This window comes from Mesobacillus subterraneus (assembly GCF_000934845.1).
Classification (GTDB): domain Bacteria; phylum Bacillota; class Bacilli; order Bacillales; family Cytobacillaceae; genus Mesobacillus; species Mesobacillus stamsii.
Genome location: NZ_JXIQ01000111.1, coordinates 15,150 through 34,210 on the forward strand (window position 1 = coordinate 15,150; position 19,061 = coordinate 34,210).

The 19,061-nt window shown below is 43.1% G+C and carries 16 protein-coding genes; 14 read left to right on the forward strand and 2 right to left on the reverse strand.

Features of this window, described 5'->3' with window-relative positions:
* The first annotated feature begins 137 nt into the window (after positions 1-137).
* A complete protein-coding gene (locus tag UB32_RS14310; protein WP_128721560.1) occupies positions 138-875 on the forward strand; it encodes a hypothetical protein in 738 nt (245 codons plus the stop codon).
* A 21-nt stretch (positions 876-896) separates the two neighbouring features.
* Positions 897-1,766, forward strand: coding sequence for a DUF3307 domain-containing protein (locus UB32_RS14315; protein WP_044394748.1), 870 nt, complete (start codon positions 897-899; stop codon positions 1,764-1,766).
* 54 nt (positions 1,767-1,820) lie between these two features.
* On the opposite strand, the gene UB32_RS14320 is transcribed toward UB32_RS14315, so the two are convergent.
* A complete protein-coding gene (locus tag UB32_RS14320) occupies positions 1,821-2,714 on the reverse strand; it encodes a DMT family transporter (RefSeq protein WP_044394750.1) in 894 nt (297 codons plus the stop codon).
* 137 nt (positions 2,715-2,851) lie between these two features.
* Between UB32_RS14320 and UB32_RS14325 the strand changes: the two genes are divergently transcribed.
* The 8 genes from UB32_RS14325 to UB32_RS14360 all read left to right on the forward strand — a co-directional run bounded on the left by UB32_RS14325 (position 2,852) and on the right by UB32_RS14360 (position 12,260).
* Complete coding sequence (locus UB32_RS14325; protein WP_044394752.1) at positions 2,852-4,261, forward strand: PLP-dependent aminotransferase family protein; 1,410 nt, start codon at positions 2,852-2,854, stop codon at positions 4,259-4,261.
* A gap of 65 nt (positions 4,262-4,326) precedes the next feature.
* Positions 4,327-5,082: an exodeoxyribonuclease III gene (locus tag UB32_RS14330; RefSeq protein WP_044394754.1), complete on the forward strand. Its 756-nt coding sequence runs from the start codon at positions 4,327-4,329 to the stop codon at positions 5,080-5,082.
* A gap of 246 nt (positions 5,083-5,328) precedes the next feature.
* Positions 5,329-5,976: a helix-turn-helix transcriptional regulator gene (locus UB32_RS14335; protein ID WP_044394800.1), complete on the forward strand. Its 648-nt coding sequence runs from the start codon at positions 5,329-5,331 to the stop codon at positions 5,974-5,976.
* 14 nt (positions 5,977-5,990) lie between these two features.
* Positions 5,991-6,803, forward strand: coding sequence for a pyruvate, water dikinase regulatory protein (locus UB32_RS14340; RefSeq protein WP_044394756.1), 813 nt, complete (start codon positions 5,991-5,993; stop codon positions 6,801-6,803).
* A gap of 4 nt (positions 6,804-6,807) precedes the next feature.
* A complete protein-coding gene (ppdK, locus tag UB32_RS14345; RefSeq protein WP_044394758.1) occupies positions 6,808-9,480 on the forward strand; it encodes a pyruvate, phosphate dikinase in 2,673 nt (890 codons plus the stop codon).
* A 77-nt stretch (positions 9,481-9,557) separates the two neighbouring features.
* A complete protein-coding gene (locus tag UB32_RS14350) occupies positions 9,558-10,040 on the forward strand; it encodes a hypothetical protein (protein ID WP_241768516.1) in 483 nt (160 codons plus the stop codon).
* A 145-nt stretch (positions 10,041-10,185) separates the two neighbouring features.
* Positions 10,186-11,445 carry a LysM peptidoglycan-binding domain-containing protein gene (locus UB32_RS14355; protein WP_044394762.1) on the forward strand — a complete coding sequence of 420 codons (1,260 nt, stop codon included), beginning with the start codon at positions 10,186-10,188 and terminating at the stop codon, positions 11,443-11,445.
* Positions 11,446-11,681: 236 nt separating this feature from the next.
* Positions 11,682-12,260, forward strand: coding sequence for a hypothetical protein (locus tag UB32_RS14360; protein ID WP_044394764.1), 579 nt, complete (start codon positions 11,682-11,684; stop codon positions 12,258-12,260).
* 302 nt (positions 12,261-12,562) lie between these two features.
* Here UB32_RS14360 and UB32_RS14365 read toward each other — a convergent pair whose 3' ends face one another.
* Complete coding sequence (locus tag UB32_RS14365; RefSeq protein ID WP_044394766.1) at positions 12,563-12,775, reverse strand: hypothetical protein; 213 nt, start codon at positions 12,773-12,775, stop codon at positions 12,563-12,565.
* 517 nt (positions 12,776-13,292) lie between these two features.
* On the opposite strand from UB32_RS14365, the gene hutH reads away from it, so the two are divergent.
* The 4 genes from hutH to hutG all read left to right on the forward strand — a co-directional run bounded on the left by hutH (position 13,293) and on the right by hutG (position 18,808).
* Complete coding sequence (gene hutH / locus UB32_RS14370; RefSeq protein ID WP_044394768.1) at positions 13,293-14,813, forward strand: histidine ammonia-lyase; 1,521 nt, start codon at positions 13,293-13,295, stop codon at positions 14,811-14,813.
* A gap of 29 nt (positions 14,814-14,842) precedes the next feature.
* A complete protein-coding gene (gene hutU / locus UB32_RS14375) occupies positions 14,843-16,504 on the forward strand; it encodes a urocanate hydratase (protein ID WP_044394770.1) in 1,662 nt (553 codons plus the stop codon).
* A 113-nt stretch (positions 16,505-16,617) separates the two neighbouring features.
* Positions 16,618-17,895 (forward strand): imidazolonepropionase, encoded by a 1,278-nt coding sequence (gene hutI, locus UB32_RS14380; RefSeq protein ID WP_044394802.1) that lies wholly within the window; start codon positions 16,618-16,620, stop codon positions 17,893-17,895.
* Positions 17,813-18,808, forward strand: coding sequence for a formimidoylglutamase (hutG, locus tag UB32_RS14385; protein WP_241768517.1), 996 nt, complete (start codon positions 17,813-17,815; stop codon positions 18,806-18,808). The genes hutI and hutG overlap by 83 nt, the downstream gene beginning before the upstream one ends.
* The last annotated feature ends 253 nt before the right edge of the window (positions 18,809-19,061 follow it).

A 19,061-nucleotide genomic window follows, 5' to 3' on the forward strand; every position in this document is an offset into this window, starting at 1 on the left:
AATCATTGAACCGAACGTATGATCCTGTTAAAATGGAATTGAGATATGGCTTGTCAAGCTAATAATAAATAAATTTGACTATACTATCTAATTTATTATAAATTAGATTATGAGATCTAATTTATTAGCAGGGTGGAATGACAATGCGACCGGCTTCAGTTTTTATAATGGATGTATCGAATTCTTCCTCAGTGAAGAATGGAGAAACATTGAGCAATTATATAGGTCAGCTTGAATCGACGGTGAAAAAATGGTACGTAAATTCCGGAAGTATTCAGGTTCATCACCGGGCCGGAGATGAATTGATTTTTTTGGCCGAAGGATATTCAACTGCTTTTATTACTGCTTTTTACATCAGCCGAATATGGAAGTTTCAACAGAATGCACCATATTTCGGATTGTCGTTTGGCAACATTGAGAAAAGCATAGAAGCTATTGAGATTGAAAAATGGATTCATCCGATCGTTAAACAGGCAAGAATCGCAAACGAGCATCTAAAAAAGCAAAAAGACAGAGAATCTTTTTTTTTCCTGACTGATGGTTGTCAACAAGAGCATCAGATTTTGATGAATGGCATGCTTAGCCTTCAAAATGTATTAATCACCCATCAAACAGATATACAGAGATTGGTTTGTTCCCTGTACCTTATTTATGGCAAGCAGAAGGCAGTCGCCGATATTCTTGGGCGGTCTGCTCCTACTGTTTACAGTCATTTTAAAAAGGGTCACAGTGAACAGGTTCTGAAAAGTTTTCAGGACATTCTCAGTGTATTGGAATCTCTTCAAAGGAGAAATTATGCTGACTCAGAGAACAGTGTCGAAGTTAAAATAAAAGATGACATTAAAAGCCAGTTGCGGGAAGTTTTCAGCCTCTAGGTTTTGGAGAAAGGAGAAGGCATGCTTTTATTAAGTCTTATTGTTGCTCATTTACTAGCTGACTTTTACCTGCAGACGGATCGAATGGTGGAGGACAAGCTCGGGAGTTTGAAAAAGCATTTATTACATCATTTTATCGTCAATACAATTGTCCTAGTTGGAGGATGGTTCCTTTTTAACAAGCAAACGGATCCGATGATGGCCGTCGTTTTACCGATAATATTTATTACTTCTTCTCATTTGATCATAGACTTGTTCAAAATTAAGCTGATTGATCAATATACAGCAAGTTATAACTTTAATAGTCTTTGGTTTTTTGTTCTCGATCAGCTTCTTCATGGGACAATGCTGCTGGCTGCACTGCAATTGTTTTATAGGGTTCCCATGGTTTCAAGTATACAAAGGTTTTTAGAGCTTCTTTTTACAGAAGGCCGGCAACTGGATGCTGCTACAGTGCTACTGGTTATTTTTATCATTTTGATCTTGGGTACAACGGTCAGTGGGCATATCGTCAGGATCCTGCTTGGCTCTCTTCCTGGGCAACTATTGACCTTTGAAGGGAAATATAGCTTTAAAAATGAATGGAAGGAGCCTTTAACCCCCCGGAATAAAGGAGAAAGTGGACTTTCCGAACAATACAGCTACATGATCTTCAATAAGCATGATATGTCCCGAGGGAAACTAATTGGCTATATTGAACGGCTGCTGGTCATTCTTCTGACTTATTATAGTTCTTACCCGGCAATTGCCTTCATTGTCACTGCTAAGTCGATTGCGCGTTTCAAGCAGATGGATGACCGGGACTGGGCTGAATATTTCTTGCTCGGAACATTGACTTCCATGTTTCTGGGCATCCTGTTCGGTATCCTTCTAAGGGAATTACTCAACTAACTGAGCAAAGGAAGATTACTGCTGATTAACTAGACAGGAGGAGAGACCGAACAGCTACCCTTTGATCTCTAATAAGGACTTCGGCAGTTCCTTCCTTTTAGGGAGGTAAGTAAGGGAAACTCCGAGTAATGTGGTCATACCTCCCGCAATGGTCAAAAAGCTTGGGATTTCTCCCAACCACACCCAGGCTACCAGAAAAGAAGCGGCAGGTGTAAGATACAATGAACTGGCTGCTTCAGACGCGCCGGATTTGGCCATTATATAGGCTAGAGCGAAGTAGGCTATTACTGTAGGGAAAACCCCTAGATAGACAGCGCTTACTGTAGACCCTAAAGGTGCCGAAGCGATTTGTGTTAAAGTTCCGGGAGCAAAGAAACTCATTAAGAAGGCAGCCGTCCAGATCGTATACGCAGTAAAAGGAAGGGGACCGTATTTTTTCAGATATTTTTTTTGGAATACAAAGTAGAGTGATTCTGACAAGGAAGCAATCAAGATGAAAACGACTCCCATTCCTAGTTCGAACCCGCCACCAGATTCAGTGGATATAAGAAAGATTCCTACCATACTGATGGCAGCGCCGGTCCAGTACATTCTTCCAACACGCTCCTGAAAGAAGATCCTCCCTAACAATCCTATGAAAACAGGCGATGTAGATACAAGCAAACTAGCTGCACCAGCGTTGACCGTTTGTTCCCCGAAATTCAGGGCTGTTTGATAAACTGCAAATCCCAGAAATCCAAACAGGAAGATGACGGGTAAATCCTTCATTTCCGGCAGCTTCATTTTGGTGATAGCAGCATAAAAAGCTAGTGTAAGAGAGCCTACTAGGAGCCGAAGGAAGCTCAGTTGCTCAGGAGAATATCCTTCAAGCCCATGTTTTATACCGGCGAATGCCGAACCCCATAATAAGATGACGAGCAAGTGCGCTATTGTCAGTCTAATATTCATGTCATTCACCCCTAAAAAACCCTACCAACTTAATCTTCATTTCTCTTATGTCTTCCCAATATACATTGTGCTTGGTAAAATGTATCCATCCAATAGGAGTTTTATAAAACCAACCAATTTTGGAAGGAAGCCTGCCAATGAAAGCACCGAAGTACAAACTGATTAGTGCCTATATAAAAGAACAGATTACGAACGGTACCTGGCCAGTGGGCAGCAGACTTCCAAGCCAGCGCGAGCTCGCCAGGCAATTTGAAGTGAACCGTAGTACTATTATTACAGCGCTCGACGAATTGGCAGCAGATGGACTGATTGAAGGAAAACTCGGAATGGGGACTGTGGTAATCAATAACACGTGGACGTTGATGCGGGCAGTTCCTCTTGTGAATTGGAATGAACAGGTAAAGCTTGGCGCTCATCAAGCGAGCATACCAACTGTTCAGGCGATAAACCAGGCAGAATCAAATGAAAACTTGATTCAGCTCAGTAAGGGTGAGCTCTCAAAAGATTTATTCCCGCTAGACGATATGAGGGCTGTAATCACAAAAGTGGGACGAAATTTGGAACCTTTCGGGTATGAGGATCCGAAGGGGAATCTACTTTTAAGAGAGGCAATCTCGAAATACCTTAGTCAAAAAGACATCAAAGTTTCAACCTCTTCCATCATAGTAGTTTCTGGTGCTTTGCAAGCGCTCCATCTTATTTCTATAGGCTTGCTGGAAAGGGGATCAACAGTTTTCCTGGAGGATCCCTCTTATGTAAATTCTTTATCTACTTTTCAATCAGCTGGCATGAAGCTTCAAGGAATCTCAATGGACAAAGAAGGCATCCTTCCCGAAAAAATAGAAGTTGCTCATCAAAATAAAAATTCTGTATTATATTGTCACCCTACTTTTCATAATCCTACTGGTGCATTAATGGGATGGAAAAGAAGACAGGAGCTGCTCAAGCTAGCGGAGCATAAACAAATTCCAATAATAGAGGACGATGTTTATAGTGACCTTTGGCTGGACAGTCCGCCGCCTTTGCCTATCAAATCTCATGACAGGAATGGCAATGTCTTATATTTAGGCAGCCTGTCAAAAAGCCTGAATCCAGGACTTAGGATTGGCTGGATTGTCGGTCCGGAAGCCGTAATGGATCGCCTGGCAGACCTGAAAATGCAAACGGACTATGGGACAAGTTCCATTTCTCAAAGAGCAGCTGCAGAATGGCTTTCAAGCGGATTGTATGAGCAGCATTTACTAACAGTAAGAAAGCATTTGAAGGCGCGCAGAAATGCAGCACTGCAGGCATTGGATACTCACTTAAGCCGGTATGCTGAATGGGAACAGCCTGCAGGGGGATTTTTCATCTGGGTTAAATTCAATCCGGAAGTTGCTTTGTCTGATTTATACCGGAAAGCTCTCGCGCATGGAGTACTGATTAATCCTGGCAAGATCTATTCAAACCAAAAAAACCAGTATTTCAGGCTCTCTTTTGCAAATGGCCGGATTGATGACATTGTTAAGGGAATCGCTGTATTAGAATCGTTGATTAAAGACTGTTAGAATAAAAGAATAGGAGATTGTCCACATAGCAGCTAAATAAAAAAACACCGAGGAGAATAGGATTTATGAAATTAGTATCATGGAATGTGAATGGCATAAGGGCTTGTGCCCAAAAGGGTTTTTTGGATTTTTTTCGGGAAGCGGACGCAGATTTGTTTTGCATTCAGGAAACGAAGCTTCAGGAAGGCCAAATCAGCCTTGAATTAGAAGGGTATCACCAGTTCTGGAACTATGCGGAGAAGAAAGGGTATTCAGGGACTGCAGTTTTTTCGAGGCAAGAGCCTGTATCAGTAACATACGGTATTGGGTCAACTGAACACGATCATGAGGGCAGGGCCATCACCCTCGAGTTCGACAGTTTTTATGTCGTCAATGTCTATACCCCAAACTCACAACGTGATCTTGCTCGTTTAGGCTACCGTTTATCGTGGGAAGTTAAGCTGCGGGAATACTTGCTTGAATTAGAAATTGCGAAACCTGTGGTCCTTTGCGGGGACCTTAATGTCGCACACAAAGAAGAGGACTTAAAAAATCCTAAATCGAATCACGGGAACTCCGGTTTTACAGAGGAGGAACGAGGGAAAATGACAGAACTGCTCAACAGCGGTTTTGTTGATTCATTCCGATATTTGCACCCTGATGCCAGGGATGTGTACACTTGGTGGTCGTATATGAATAAGGTGAGAGAAAGAAATATTGGCTGGCGGATTGATTACTTCATTGTGTCAGAAAAACTGGCACCAGCCATTCATCAAGCAGGAGCAGAATGTTTCGTCATGGGCAGCGACCACTGTCCTGTGATACTTGAATTAAATAAATAAGTTTTTTGAGTCCTCTGGATAGTGTTCCAGGGGATTTTTTTGCATAAAAATTAAACAGTATGACCTAATCCCCTTTATAAAATGGAGGGTAAACGAGCTGAAAACAACGCTTTTAAAAGAAATTCATAAATAATAAAACCTTTTCTTTTGCTTTCCTCCCAAATGTTATATACTATAAATTAATAAGGATAACACATTAAAAAATCCTTGATAATATTACATAATTATTATTGGGGGACGTTGGTGGTGAGTTCTATTAAACTTACAAAACGGCAGGAGGAAATCGTGCAAATCGTCAAAGAGGACGGACCGATTACTGGTGAACAGATTGCTGAGAAGCTGAAGCTGACACGGGCAACCCTTCGTCCCGACCTGGCGATTCTGACGATGGCGGGCAGTCTTGAAGCAAGGCCGAGAGTCGGCTATTTCTTCAATAAGGACAAAGAGAGACCATTTCAACCGACAGAGATACTAAACTTAAAAGTAAATGATTATAAAGGACATCCGATTGTGGTACAAAAATCTTCCTCTGTGTATGATGCAATCGTCCAGATGTTCCTTGAGGATGTGGGAACTTTGTATGCAGTCACTTCAGAGGGGGGGCTGGCTGGAGTTATTTCGCGAAAGGATTTACTAAGGGCTTCGATTGGAAATAAGAACCTTGAGTATCTCCCAGTTAGCGTGATCATGACCAGAATGCCGAACATCATAACGGTAAAGCCAGAAGAAAAGCTAATTCAGGCTGCAAGGAAACTGATAACGAACAAAATTGATTCACTTCCTGTCGTTCGGGAACTCAACAGTAATCCTGATTTATATGAAGTCATCGGACGAATAACGAAAACAACGATTACTAAGGTATTTTTAGAAATTGCTGAGCAAAAATTTGTCTAGGATGTGAGCGAACTTTGGAACGGAAGGAAGTTGTCTATGTGGTATCCGACTCTGTCGGAGAAACAGCAGAATTTGTAGTGAAAGCAGTGGCAACACAGTTTAACGGCGGACAGGTAGATATTAGAAAGCATTCATATGTTGAAAACGAGGAAGACATTGAGGACATATTGTTGATAGCTAGGCAAGGATATTCCATCATCGCTTATACCATTGTTGTACCGGCACTGAAAGCCTATTTGGATCGAAGGGCTCAAGAGGAGGGGATATACGCAGTTGACTTGTTGAATCCACTGATGAAAGCCTTTGAAAAGAAGTTCAACAAAGAACCTAACCATCGGCCGGGATTGATGCGCAAATTGGACGACGAGTACTTCCGCAAGATCGAAGCAATCGAATTTGCGGTCAAATACGACGACGGCCGGGATCCACGAGGAATAGTAAGGGCTGATATTGTCTTGATCGGCGTTTCCCGAACATCAAAAACCCCATTATCCATGTACCTTGCCCATAAGCGTTACAAGGTAGCCAATGTACCAATCGTTCCTGAAGTCAAACCGCCGGATGAATTGTTCCAGATTTCTAGAAACAAATGTGTAGGATTGATCATTTCGCCAGATAAGCTGAATGCAATCAGGACGGAAAGGCTGAAAGCACTTGGCCTTGGGGCCAGAGCGAACTATGCCAGTTATGAAAGAATTCTTGAAGAACTGGATTATGCAGAAAAAATCATGAAACGTGTTGGCTGCCCGGTCATCAATGTTTCCAATAAGGCGATTGAAGAAACTGCAGGGCTAATACTGGATATTTTAAAAAGCGAGAGGAGCTAAGCGAATGTCTAAATATGTGCATCTTTTTAATGAAGGAAATAGCGGAATGAAAGAAATACTGGGTGGAAAGGGTGCCAATCTGGCGGAAATGACACGTATTGGACTTCCAGTGCCTTACGGATTCACGATTTCGACTGAGGCATGTACCGCTTATTATGACGCTGGAAAGATGATCACCGCAGAAGTGAAAGCTCAGGTGCTAGAAGCACTTGATGAGCTCGAAGAAAAAACGGGAAAGAAGCTCGGGAATCCTGAGAACCCGCTCCTAGTCTCTGTACGGTCTGGTGCAGTATTCTCCATGCCGGGAATGATGGATACCGTTCTGAACCTCGGCATGAACGATGAAACGGTTGAAGGAATGGCGAAGCTTACAAATAATCCAAGATTTGCGTACGATTCATATCGCCGTTTCATCCAGATGTTCAGCAATGTCGTGCTTGATATCGACGTGTTCTTCTTCGAGCGTTTGCTAGAAGAAACAAGGAAAGCAAAAGGCTATCATTCAGATCCTCAAATGATGGCAGAAGATTGGATGGAAGTCATCGAAGAATATAAGAAGATCGTGACAAAGCATACGAGGAAACATTTTCCTCAGGATCCAAAGGAACAGCTTTTCCTTTCGATCAATGCTGTATTTGACTCATGGAACAATCAACGGGCGATCGTGTATCGACGTTTAAATAAAATTCCATCCCATTTAGGAACAGCGGTAAATATTCAGAGCATGGTATTTGGGAATATGGGAAATGACTCGGGAACCGGGGTTGCTTTTACGAGGGATCCATCAACTGGCGAAAGCATCCTGTATGGAGAATACTTGATCAACGCACAGGGAGAAGATGTCGTGGCAGGCATCCGGACTCCACAGCCAATCCAGACATTAAAAGATGAAATGCCTGCTGTGTATCGGCAATTCGTGGACACTTGCAACCGGCTTGAACAGCATTACGAGGACATGCAGGATATTGAATTTACGGTAGAACGCGGGAAACTTTTCATCCTCCAGACACGGACGGGGAAACGCACGGCACAGGCGGCTATCCGAATTGCCACAGAGCTTGTGAAAGAAGGAATTATTGATAAAAAAACTGCCTTGCTCCGTGTAGATCCGGAACAGCTTGACCAGCTTCTTCACCGCAGGATTGATGAAAATCATGAACGCAACCAGCTAGCGAAAGGTCTTCCTGCGTCACCTGGTGCCGCTACCGGCAAGGTTGTTTTTGATGCAGATGAAGCTGAGTTGCTGGCAAATGAAGGCCAAAAAGTCATTCTTGTGCGCCCGGAAACGACTCCTGATGATATCCATGGGATTATTTCTGCCCAGGCTGTTGTGACCAGCCGCGGCGGAATGACAAGTCATGCTGCAGTAGTGGCTAGAGGCATGGGGAAAGCCTGTATTTGCGGATGCGAAGCGATGAAAATCGATTTGCACGAAAGAAAGTTTCAAGTTGGCGAAGTTATCGTGAAGCACGGGGATATCATCACGATTGATGGGGGAACAGGTGAAATCATGCTCGGCGAAATCCCAATGATTGAACCTGAGCTTTCTGCCGAGTTCCAATTATTACTGTCGTGGGCAGATGAGGAGCGAAAAATTGGCGTTCGTGCGAATGCAGATAATCCACAGGATTCTGCTAAAGCACTGGAGTTTGGTGCTGGCGGTATCGGCCTTTGCCGTACAGAGCATATGTTCATGGACGCTGCCAGGGTACCAATTGTCCAGAAAATGATTCTTGCGGAAACTTTTGACGAGCGCAATGCCGCACTTGATGAACTCCTGCCAATGCAACAAGGGGATTTTGAAGGAATCTTGGAAGTGATGCAGGGACTGCCTGTGACGATTCGCTTGCTTGATCCTCCATTGCACGAGTTCCTGCCTGATAAAGAAGAACTTTTGGTGGAGATTACAAAACTGCAAATTTTGGATCCGAAATCAAAGGAACTTAAGGAAAAAGAAGCATTGCTGAAGAAAGTGCGCCAGCTGGATGAGTTCAATCCAATGCTTGGACACCGTGGCTGTCGCCTAGGGATGATTCATCCCGAAATATATGAAATGCAGGCTAGAGCAATCTTTTATGCAGTAGCGAACCTCGCTGACGAAGGGATTGAGGCAAAGCCTGAAATCATGATTCCGTTAGTAGGCCATGTAAATGAGTTGAAAGAAATGCGTGAGCTTGTGAACGCAGCTGCACTTAGCATAAAAGAAGAAACAGGCAAGCAGTTTGAATATACAGTGGGAACGATGATTGAAATTCCTCGTGCAGCACTAACTGCAGATCAAATTGCCGAGGAAGCAGATTTCTTCTCATTTGGAACAAATGATCTCACGCAAACAACATTTGGATACAGCCGAGACGATGCAGAGGGAAAATTTCTACAGACTTATATCGATCAAAAAGTCCTTCCTGAAAATCCATTTGCCGTTTTGGACCGTGAGGGAGTGGGCAAGTTAGTGGAGATAGGCGTGGAACTTGGCCGCAAAACAAAGCCAGGTTTGAAGACTGGAATTTGCGGGGAACATGGCGGGGAGAAGAGTTCGATTGAATTCTGCTATAAGGCTGGACTTGACTACGTCAGTTGCTCTCCTTACCGCGTGCCACTTGCGAGACTTGCTGCAGCACAGGCAACCATCCGTTTTGGTAAAAATAACCACAAAGAAGCTGTAACAGCAAAATAGCGATCTATGGGGCGTGCGCTAAAACCACGCTCCTTTTCTTTCGCGATAGACTTTATTTCCTTATTAATAGGTAACTGATGGAAAAAAGGGTATACTGTATTATAAGTAATTCCTCGGGTCTTCTGGTATTTGGACTTACCATGAGAAGGCGTGAGACTAAACCAGAGAGGATGAGGAAAATGTTAATCAAACTATATCAGGCAAAAGCAGGCGATGGCAACAAAAAGAAGGGGCTACGAAGAACAAAATCTTACTTTTCGACACCAGAGGATGCATTGTCAGAGGCATTCGCATTAAAGGAAAAAATGGATTCAAGATATGAAAATGAAATTGAATGGGATTATCAAGGGGATTTAACAGGAACTCCTGATAAAATGAAGATCCTTCGGGGATATTTAAATGGCAATCGGAAAAGCACAGCATTTTATCTGGAAATTCTAAGTATCGAAAATAATAATGCGATAAAAACAGTATTGCCATATAAACCAAAGTCGGTAACCAAAGATGATAAAAAGATAACAACTAAGGTAATGAAAAAATTAAAGTTAAAAAATGCGTAAGATACCCATTGCTCTGATGTAACAGGAAGGTTCGCACATTCATCATTTTTGTGCGGCCTTTTTCTATCTTGCGGAACCTATTGCAAAACGAAAGGAATATATTTCGGAACACCAGCCATATGATAATACAAAAAGGTGTGATCAAATGGCTGTGCACATTGTGAAATCAGGGGAAAACCTCTGGACTCTTTCTAAAATGTATGGTGTAACGATTCAACATATTGTGGAAACGAATGGCCTTCCTTCCGTAAATCTTATCGTGCCTGGTCTCGCCCTTTACATCCCAGATCAGCAACCAATCATCAGGTATTATAAAGTAAAAGCTGGCGATACATTGTGGAAACTTTCCATACAATTCCAGACGAGTATCGCCAATATATTGACTGCTAATCCGGGTCTAGATCCAAAAAGATTATTCATTGGCCAGAACATCAACATACCTTCTCCTATTAAACCGCGTTTTGCCACCTTAGGATTCATCGTACCTGGATCTTCTCCAACATTCCTTACCGATTTAATGGAAATCGCACCCCAGCTTACCTACCTTGCAGTTGCAGCATTTTCCTTCACGGAAGAAGGATATGCCTATGTAGCAGGCGATGACCTCCCAATTGTCCGAAAGAGCACAGAGTTGAATATCCTTCCCTTATTATTGATTCAAAATACAACATTGTCTGGATTCAGCAAAGAGCTTGCAGGAAGAGTTCTGTCCACTCCGGCTTACCGAAGGAATCTGGTAGCAAGCCTGGTGAATCTGGCGTTAAAAAGAGGATACAGGGGAATTAGTGTAGACATTGAATTTATTCCTCCTCCTCAACGAGAGGAGTTCACCTCATTCCTCAAGGAACTAAAAACAGCAATGGGAAGTCTTATTTTGCATGTAAATGTACATGCAAAGACGGAAGATCTTCCATCCAACCCAATTGTAGGTGCGCATGATTATAAAAAAATTGGAGAGATCGCTGATATTGTCGCTGTTATGACCATTGATTATGGGTATCCAGGCGGCCCGCCAGATCCAGTTTCACCGCTTTGGTGGATCGCGTTTGTTGTCAGGTATTCTTTAACATTGATACCGCGTGACAAACTGCAGATTGGCCTATCGTTATATGGACATGACAAGATAAGTTTAACTAGTCGGTATCATGCTGTTTCCGTGCTGGCTGCCCAAAACCTAGCCATCTCAACAGGCTCCGTCATCGAGTATGACAATGCTGCACAATCACCATGGTTCAGATTTTGGAGAGGGACGGAGGAACACATCGTCTGGTTTGAAGATATCCGCAGTTATATAGAAAAATACAAACTAATCGATTTATATGGATTGTATGGAGCAACATACTGGCAATTGAGCTACAAAGCTCCGCAAAACTGGGCTTATCTTCATAAGGTCGAGATCATATAGGGGAGCTGGTTTGAAAAGGTTTGGATTCGAAGCTTATGCTGGTTCAGAAAAGACATTATTCGATTATTAGATCAGGAAGATTTTAGGACGAACCAGGCAATGACTATCATTGCCTTTTTCTTTTGCTGTTAGGGTAGAATGTAAACGAGTTTGGCAATAATCATCAAGATTAGTTGCTATTTCTAAAATAACCATTCAATATACATAATAGGAAACCCAATTATGGAGGGAAAAAAATGTTGAAAAACCAGGTGGAGAAGTATCTCGCAACACAGGATGGATCTGTCGAATTACCAAATGTCATGAAAGAATATGCCAAACAACAGGGATTGATCGAGGGAAAAGATGCTAAGGTGATAGATTCAGGCAGCCTTTTTGCTCAAGCATACATCGAAAGAGGGGACAAAGAAACGGAGGATTTCCTAGGAAAGGAGTCATTCGATTTTCTTGAGCAGCCTATCACCTATTTTAAAGACCGGAAAAATGAATTCATGTACATAGAATCGAAATGGTTTGATTTGATTGGAGTCGATGCTGTGAGTTTTGAAAAAGATGAAGTTTTTGGGACGTACGATGTTATGCTTGGCCTAAAGCGGCAAAAAAAGCTGGCGCCAGCCATTAAGGTCTATTTGGAGCAACACCTCCGGGAAGATGGATACGACTTACTGTTCGACGGCGACGAGGGAATATGGAGTCTTAACTTCGCATTGAATGGCCTGGAAGGATACAAGGAGAGTTTAACCATAAAGGAAGCATTTTCTCTAATTTATGATTTTCTATTCAGAATGGTGGAATCGATAGAACAAAAGCAATGAAAAGCGCCTTCAAGGTGCTTTTTTATAATATCGGAATTTATGTGTTGACCCTTTTTTGTGAAGCCGCAGCACAAACCATTTTTAGCTTTAAAAGAAGCTAACCCATGAAGAAGAGGCTAGCCTAGGTCCTTTTTATCCCAATGGCAGCCCTTTTCACTAACCTTATAACAAACTGAACAAAAAACCGATCACGACAATTGCCCCAATGATCATTAGAATACAAAACATCCCCTCTATTATAATATGCTTAAATACTATGACTATATTTGAAAAGATTCGGTAGTCTCAATCAGATGCTTGCGCTACACCCGTACAACAGAAGCTTCATTTGATACCAATTTTGTCAGCTGTGTCCATTTAGGTTCTACATCGATACCTTCCATAAGTTCGACAGTTAACAAGAAGGATACAAGTTTGGACAAAGAGGTTGCCTCCACTGGCTTTTGACGGCTGTAAAGGTAAAGAGTCCCATCCAATTTGCTGGCAGTCTGATAAATTTCAAGCATTTTCTTCATGGAAAATCTCTTTCGAACCCAATAAGCCGTATTGGTGCCCTAAAAAACCAGAAATTGGGAAAATAGGCAACCAATAAGCTGTATTGGTGACCTAAAAAACCAGAAAACGGGAAAAGATGTCACCAATAAGCTGTATTGGTGCTAAAAATGTCTTTTCACATAAATACACCTAGCATACAATCTCCGTTCCGATTAAGTTCCGTTTCAAGCAGGAGAAGGAAACGGCGTAGAAAGGTGATTGCCACTAGGAAGTTGCGACAATCATAAAGGTTGCTTGCGCTTTTTTTTAACGCTTTAACAGAGTATCATACTACTATATTAGATTACTAAAATTTTCCAAAAATAGTTGACAGCAGTCAGCTGAAAAAATAAAATTAATGTAAGTTATTAGTCAATAGTTAAAATTCAGAAAAAGAAATGTTGCATTGCCTATAGTCCAGCAGTCATAAGGAGGCGATGATGGTTATCTTTGCCATTATCGTCTTCTTTTTATTTTACTGAACAGGGGGTACGTAAAATGGTTGTGTTAACAGGTGAATCATTATCCCTGGAACAAATCAGGCAGGTTTGTTATCAGGATGAAATCGTGGCGATTGGTGCGGAAAGTATGGAAAGAGTGAAAAAAAGCAGGGAAGCTGTAGAAAAAATCGTTGCGGAAAAGCGGACGATTTATGGAATCAACACGGGTTTTGGCAAATTCAGTGATGTCGTCATCGATGAACGAGATGTCAACTCCCTGCAATTGAATTTGATTCGTTCACATGCCTGCGGAGTGGGAGACCCTTTTCCAGAAGTGGTTTCCCGAGCGATGCTTTTGCTGCGACTTAACGCTTTAATCAAAGGATATTCCGGAATCAGGCCAGCCATTGTAGAACGATTACTGGAATTGCTGAACCTGCAAATCCATCCAGTTGTACCGCAGCAAGGTTCGCTTGGTGCTTCTGGAGATTTAGCTCCGCTTTCCCATTTGGCATTGGTTTTGCTTGGAGAAGGCAAGGTTTTTTATCAGGGGAAGATGTGTGCCACTTCAGAAGCTTATGAAAAAGAGGGCCTGGTAGCGATCGAGCTAAAAGCAAAAGAGGGCCTGGCATTAATCAATGGTACGCAGGCAATGACGGCAATGGGAGTGATCAATTGGTTGGAAGCAAACGATTTGGCTTATCAGTCAGAGTGGATTGCGGCTCTTACCATGGAAGGACTAGAAGGAATCATTGACGCATTCCACCCTGCGGTACATGCGGTGCGAGGTTACCAGCAGCAAGTGGATGTAGCAGAACGTATGCGGAACTTGCTGGCAGGTAGCAAACTGACGACACGTCAAGGGGAAAAACGTGTCCAGGACGCTTATTCGCTAAGATGCATCCCCCAGGTACATGGTGCCTCCTGGCAGGCTCTCGATTATGTAAAAGAAAAGCTTGAAATAGAAATGAATGCTGCTACGGATAATCCGCTTATTTTTGACGATGGCAAGACTGTAATATCGGGCGGCAATTTCCACGGCCAACCAATCGCCATTGCGATGGACTTCATGAAAATTGCTGTGGCGGAATTTGCGAGTATTTCTGAAAGGCGGATTGAGCGGCTTGTCAATCCTCAGTTGAATGACCTTCCGCCATTCTTAAGCCCGCAGCCTGGACTCCAGTCTGGTGCGATGATCATGCAATACAGCGCTGCCTCTCTTGTTTCTGAAAACAAGACGCTAGCGCACCCAGCCAGTGTAGATTCTATCCCGTCCTCAGCTAACCAAGAAGACCATGTGAGCATGGGGACCATTGCAGCCCGCCATGCATACACCATAATTCAGAATGTCAGGCGTGTGTTGGCCATAGAATGTATTTGTGCACTCCAGGCGGTTCAACTCCGGGGGATTGAAAAAATGGCGCCAAAAACAAGAGCATTTTATGAGGATGTCAGAAAAATTGTTCCATCGATCACAGAAGACCGCGTATTCTCTGAAGATATAGAGAGACTGACAGAGTGGCTAAAAAAAAATAATTGGCAGTGGACAGGAATAAAAAGACATGTGAGTCTAGCTTGATCAATAATTTATCAAGAGGAGTGAAAAAGATGACAATCGAAGCCAAACGGTTGATTAAAGCGAAAAAAGGCTTGGAACTAGAATGTAAAGGCTGGGAACAGGAAGCGGCATTAAGAATGCTTTGTAACAATCTTGACCCTGAGGTTGCTGAAAAACCGCAAGACCTTATTGTTTATGGAGGAATTGGCAAAGCCGCACGTAACTGGGCGGCATTCGATGCAATTGTCAAAACCTTAAGAAGACTCGAAAATGATGAAACAATGCTAGTTCAATCTGGTAAACCTGTTGCAGTATTCAAAACACATAAAGCAGCCCCTCGCGTCTTGATTTCGAATTCAGTCTTGGTCCCTAAATGGGCAAATTGGGATCATTTCCATGAGCTTGATAAAAAAGGGTTGATGATGTATGGGCAGATGACTGCGGGAAGCTGGATTTATATTGGTTCACAAGGGATTTTGCAGGGAACCTATGAAACATTCGCCGAGGTTGCGAGACAGCATTTTGGCGGAACGCTAAAAAATACGATTACCTTGACAGCGGGCCTCGGAGGAATGGGAGGAGCCCAGCCGCTTGCTGTCACGATGAACGGAGGCGTTTGCATAGCAGTGGAAATCGACCCGAATCGTATCCAAAAACGTCTTGATACGCGTTATTGCGACAGGGTGACCTATTCCATCGATGAGGCGATTCAATGGGCAAAGGAAGCGAAACTTAAAGGTGAAGCACTTTCGATTGGTCTTGTAGGAAATGCAGCCGAAGTCCATCATGAATTTTTGTCAAGAAACTTCCAGGTTGATATTGTAACGGACCAGACTTCGGCACATGACCCGTTGAATGGCTATATACCTGTCGGTTTAAACCTGGAGGAGGCAGCACAACTGAGGGAAAACAACCCCGGAGAATATATTAAGCAATCATCCTTTTCCATGGTAAAGCATGTTGCATCCATGCTTGAGTTCCAGCGGCTAGGTGCTGTTACTTTCGATTATGGGAACAATATTCGCCAGGTAGCCAAAGATAACGGAGAAAAGCATGCTTTTGATTTTCCAGGATTCGTCCCTGCTTATATCCGTCCGCTGTTCTGTGAAGGAAAAGGCCCTTTCCGCTGGGCCGCTTTGTCAGGTGATCCTGCTGACATTCATCGGACAGATGAACTGATCAAAGAACTTTTCCCTGAAAATGAAGGCCTTCAGCGCTGGATTGATCTGGCTCAGGAAAAAGTCGAATTCCAGGGTCTGCCGGCACGGATTTGCTGGCTAGGCTACGGTGAGCGAGTTAAGATGGGATTGGCAATCAATGAGCTAGTACGGAATGGTGAATTGAAGGCGCCGATTGTCATAGGCCGCGACCATTTGGACAGCGGGTCTGTTGCTTCACCAAACCGGGAAACTGAAGCGATGAAAGATGGTAGTGATGCAGTCGCCGATTGGGCTATCCTTAATGCGCTCATCAATGTCGCTGCGGGTGCCTCGTGGGTCTCTTTCCACCATGGAGGCGGAGTAGGCATGGGTTATTCTCTTCATGCCGGTATGGTTGTAGTCGCTGATGGAACGGAACTGGCCGAAGAAAAATTGAGAAGAGTGTTGACCACGGACCCAGGAATGGGCGTTGCACGCCACGCTGACGCCGGGTACGAAAGGGCGATTGAAACAGCAAAAGAAAAAGGCGTAGATATACCAATGCTTTCGTAATTAGAAGAGAACGTGGGAGATACACAATTCAGTTTCTCAACGGTCTAAAGGCTATCATTCTTATTTCGATAGAGAAGTTTTCAAGTGCATATAGAAAGGGCGGGAAACTATTGATATATGACTTGATTTTATACAATATTGGACAGCTGATTTTGCCGGTGTTTAAGGATCGCCCCCTAAAAGGGAAGGAAATGAAAGAGCTACCTTTAAAAGCGAATGCTGCAATGGGGATCATCGAAGGAAAAGTGGCCTGGCTAGGCTCCAGCGCTGAGGCGGAATCATTTAAAGCATCTGTGCGAATCGATATTAAGGGAAAAGTTGTTTCTCCTGGACTTGTTGATCCACATACGCATTTGGTTTTTGCCGGATCTCGTGAGCATGAGCTTTCGCTTAAGCAAGCTGGTATTCCTTACTTGGAAATATTGGCTCAAGGCGGGGGGATTTTGTCCACTGTCTCAGCCACGAAAAACGCATCCGAGGAAGAATTACTCGAAAAAGCGTCCTTTCACCTTGAAAGGATGATTTCGTTTGGTGTGACAACCCTGGAGGCAAAAAGCGGATATGGTCTGGATGCGGACACGGAGCTAAAGCAATTGCGCGTCATTCAACTGTTAAAAGAAAACTATCCGGTTTCGATTGTACCGACATTCCTAGGAGCACATGCTGTTCCTCCTGAATGGAAAGGAAAAGAAGCTCTATTTCTTGAAGAAATGTCAGCGTTATTCGATGAAATCAGAGAAAATAGGCTAGCGGATTTCGTCGACATATTTTGTGAAACAGGGGTATTTACGATTGAACAATCAAGGGAATACTTACAGATTGCAAAAGACAAGGGTTTTGGATTGAAGGTTCACGCAGATGAAATCGATCCTCTAGGCGGTGCTGAGCTGGCGGTGTCACTGGGAGCTGCAAGCGCGGACCATCTAGTAGCGGCATCAAACGAGGGAATAAAACGGCTAGCTAAAAATAGTACAGTGGCTGTCTTACTGCCGGGTACCACGTTTTATTTAGGGAAAGACCAGTTTGCACGTGCCAGGAAAATGATTGATGAGGGTGCAGCGGTTGCTCTGGCTACAGATTTTAATCCAGGAAGCTGTGTGACGGAAAATCTGCAAATGATCATGTCACTCGCAGCTTTAAAACTAAAGATGTCAGCGGAAGAAATATGGAATAGTGTAACCATCAATGCTGCTCATGCAATCGGCAAGGCTAAAGAGGCTGGAACATTGGATATAGGACGCTCAGCAGATTTCGTGATCTGGGATGTGCCTAATTATCAATACATTCCTTACCACTTTGGTGTGAATCATGCTCAAAGCGTATTCCATGCTGGCAAAAACCTTTGGGAAAGGATCGATTATCGTGGAATTCAGCTTTCTCCAGCCAGATAGGCCAGCAGCATTCAAGGACAAATTTGTCACCAAGGTCAATGAGTGTCTGACATCCTATTCAGATGGAGCAAGAGGGGAGGTTGGGGTACTGGGTCTTCCGCTCTCTAAAACGTCTATTTCTTTGTCACAGTCATCTGAAGCGCCTAACTCTATAAGAGCATGTCTGAGTGCTTTCACTACTTTTTCCGGAAAAAAAGACACAGATTATAAGAATATAAAGGTCCTTGACTTTGGTGATGTGCAGGTACATCCAACCGACATGGAAGAATCCATCGAAAGAATCCGCATAAGCGTCAGGGAGATGCTTACAAGGAATGCCTGCAACAGGTATATTTTGCTTGGTGGAGACCATGGAATCAGCTACCCTTCAATCCGCGCATTCGGTGAGCACTATGGGAAAATAGGAGTCATCCAATGGGATGCACACCATGACGTCAGAAATCTGGAAGATGGCGGACGGACAAATGGCACTCCTTTCCGCAGTCTCATGGAAGGAGGCCATCTTAAAGGGGATAATCTGATTCAAATAGGAATACGGGATTTTGCGAATGCAAAGGTTTATCATGAATATACGAAGGAAAAAGGCGTTACCATTTATACAATAGACGATATTGAATGTACAGGAATAGAGCCAATCATAAAAAAGGAGCTAGACAGATTATCTAATTTTGTCGATATTATTTATTTATCAGTCGATATGGATGTAGTCGACCAGGCTTTTGCACCAGGATGCCCGGCGATCGGTCCGGGGGGCATAACCAGTAGGGAATTACTTTCAAGCATATCTGCTGCAGCATCTCATCAAAAGGTAAAAGCAATGGATCTCGTAGAAATAGATCCTTCGAAAGATTTCCGTGATATGACAAGCCGATTGGCAGCTGCAGCAATGTTGCGTTTTATGTATACTGTTTGACACAACCAACATAACCTGCAGACGAATGAAGTGTCTGCAGGTTATGTACTTTACTTACAGAAATATGCAGCCACCCGTTGGCTAAGTGGACAAAGCTTTTTCTTATCCGCAACAGAAGCTATATGTTGAAGTTGTTTTGTTAGGTTGATCGGAAAACAGTTTGCATAATGGCATATGTAAAAAGTGTCTGGTTTTCGTAGCTTGAACTATTTTGGATTTAAAGTTAGAGTTGTTTTATATATAGTAAAAGAAG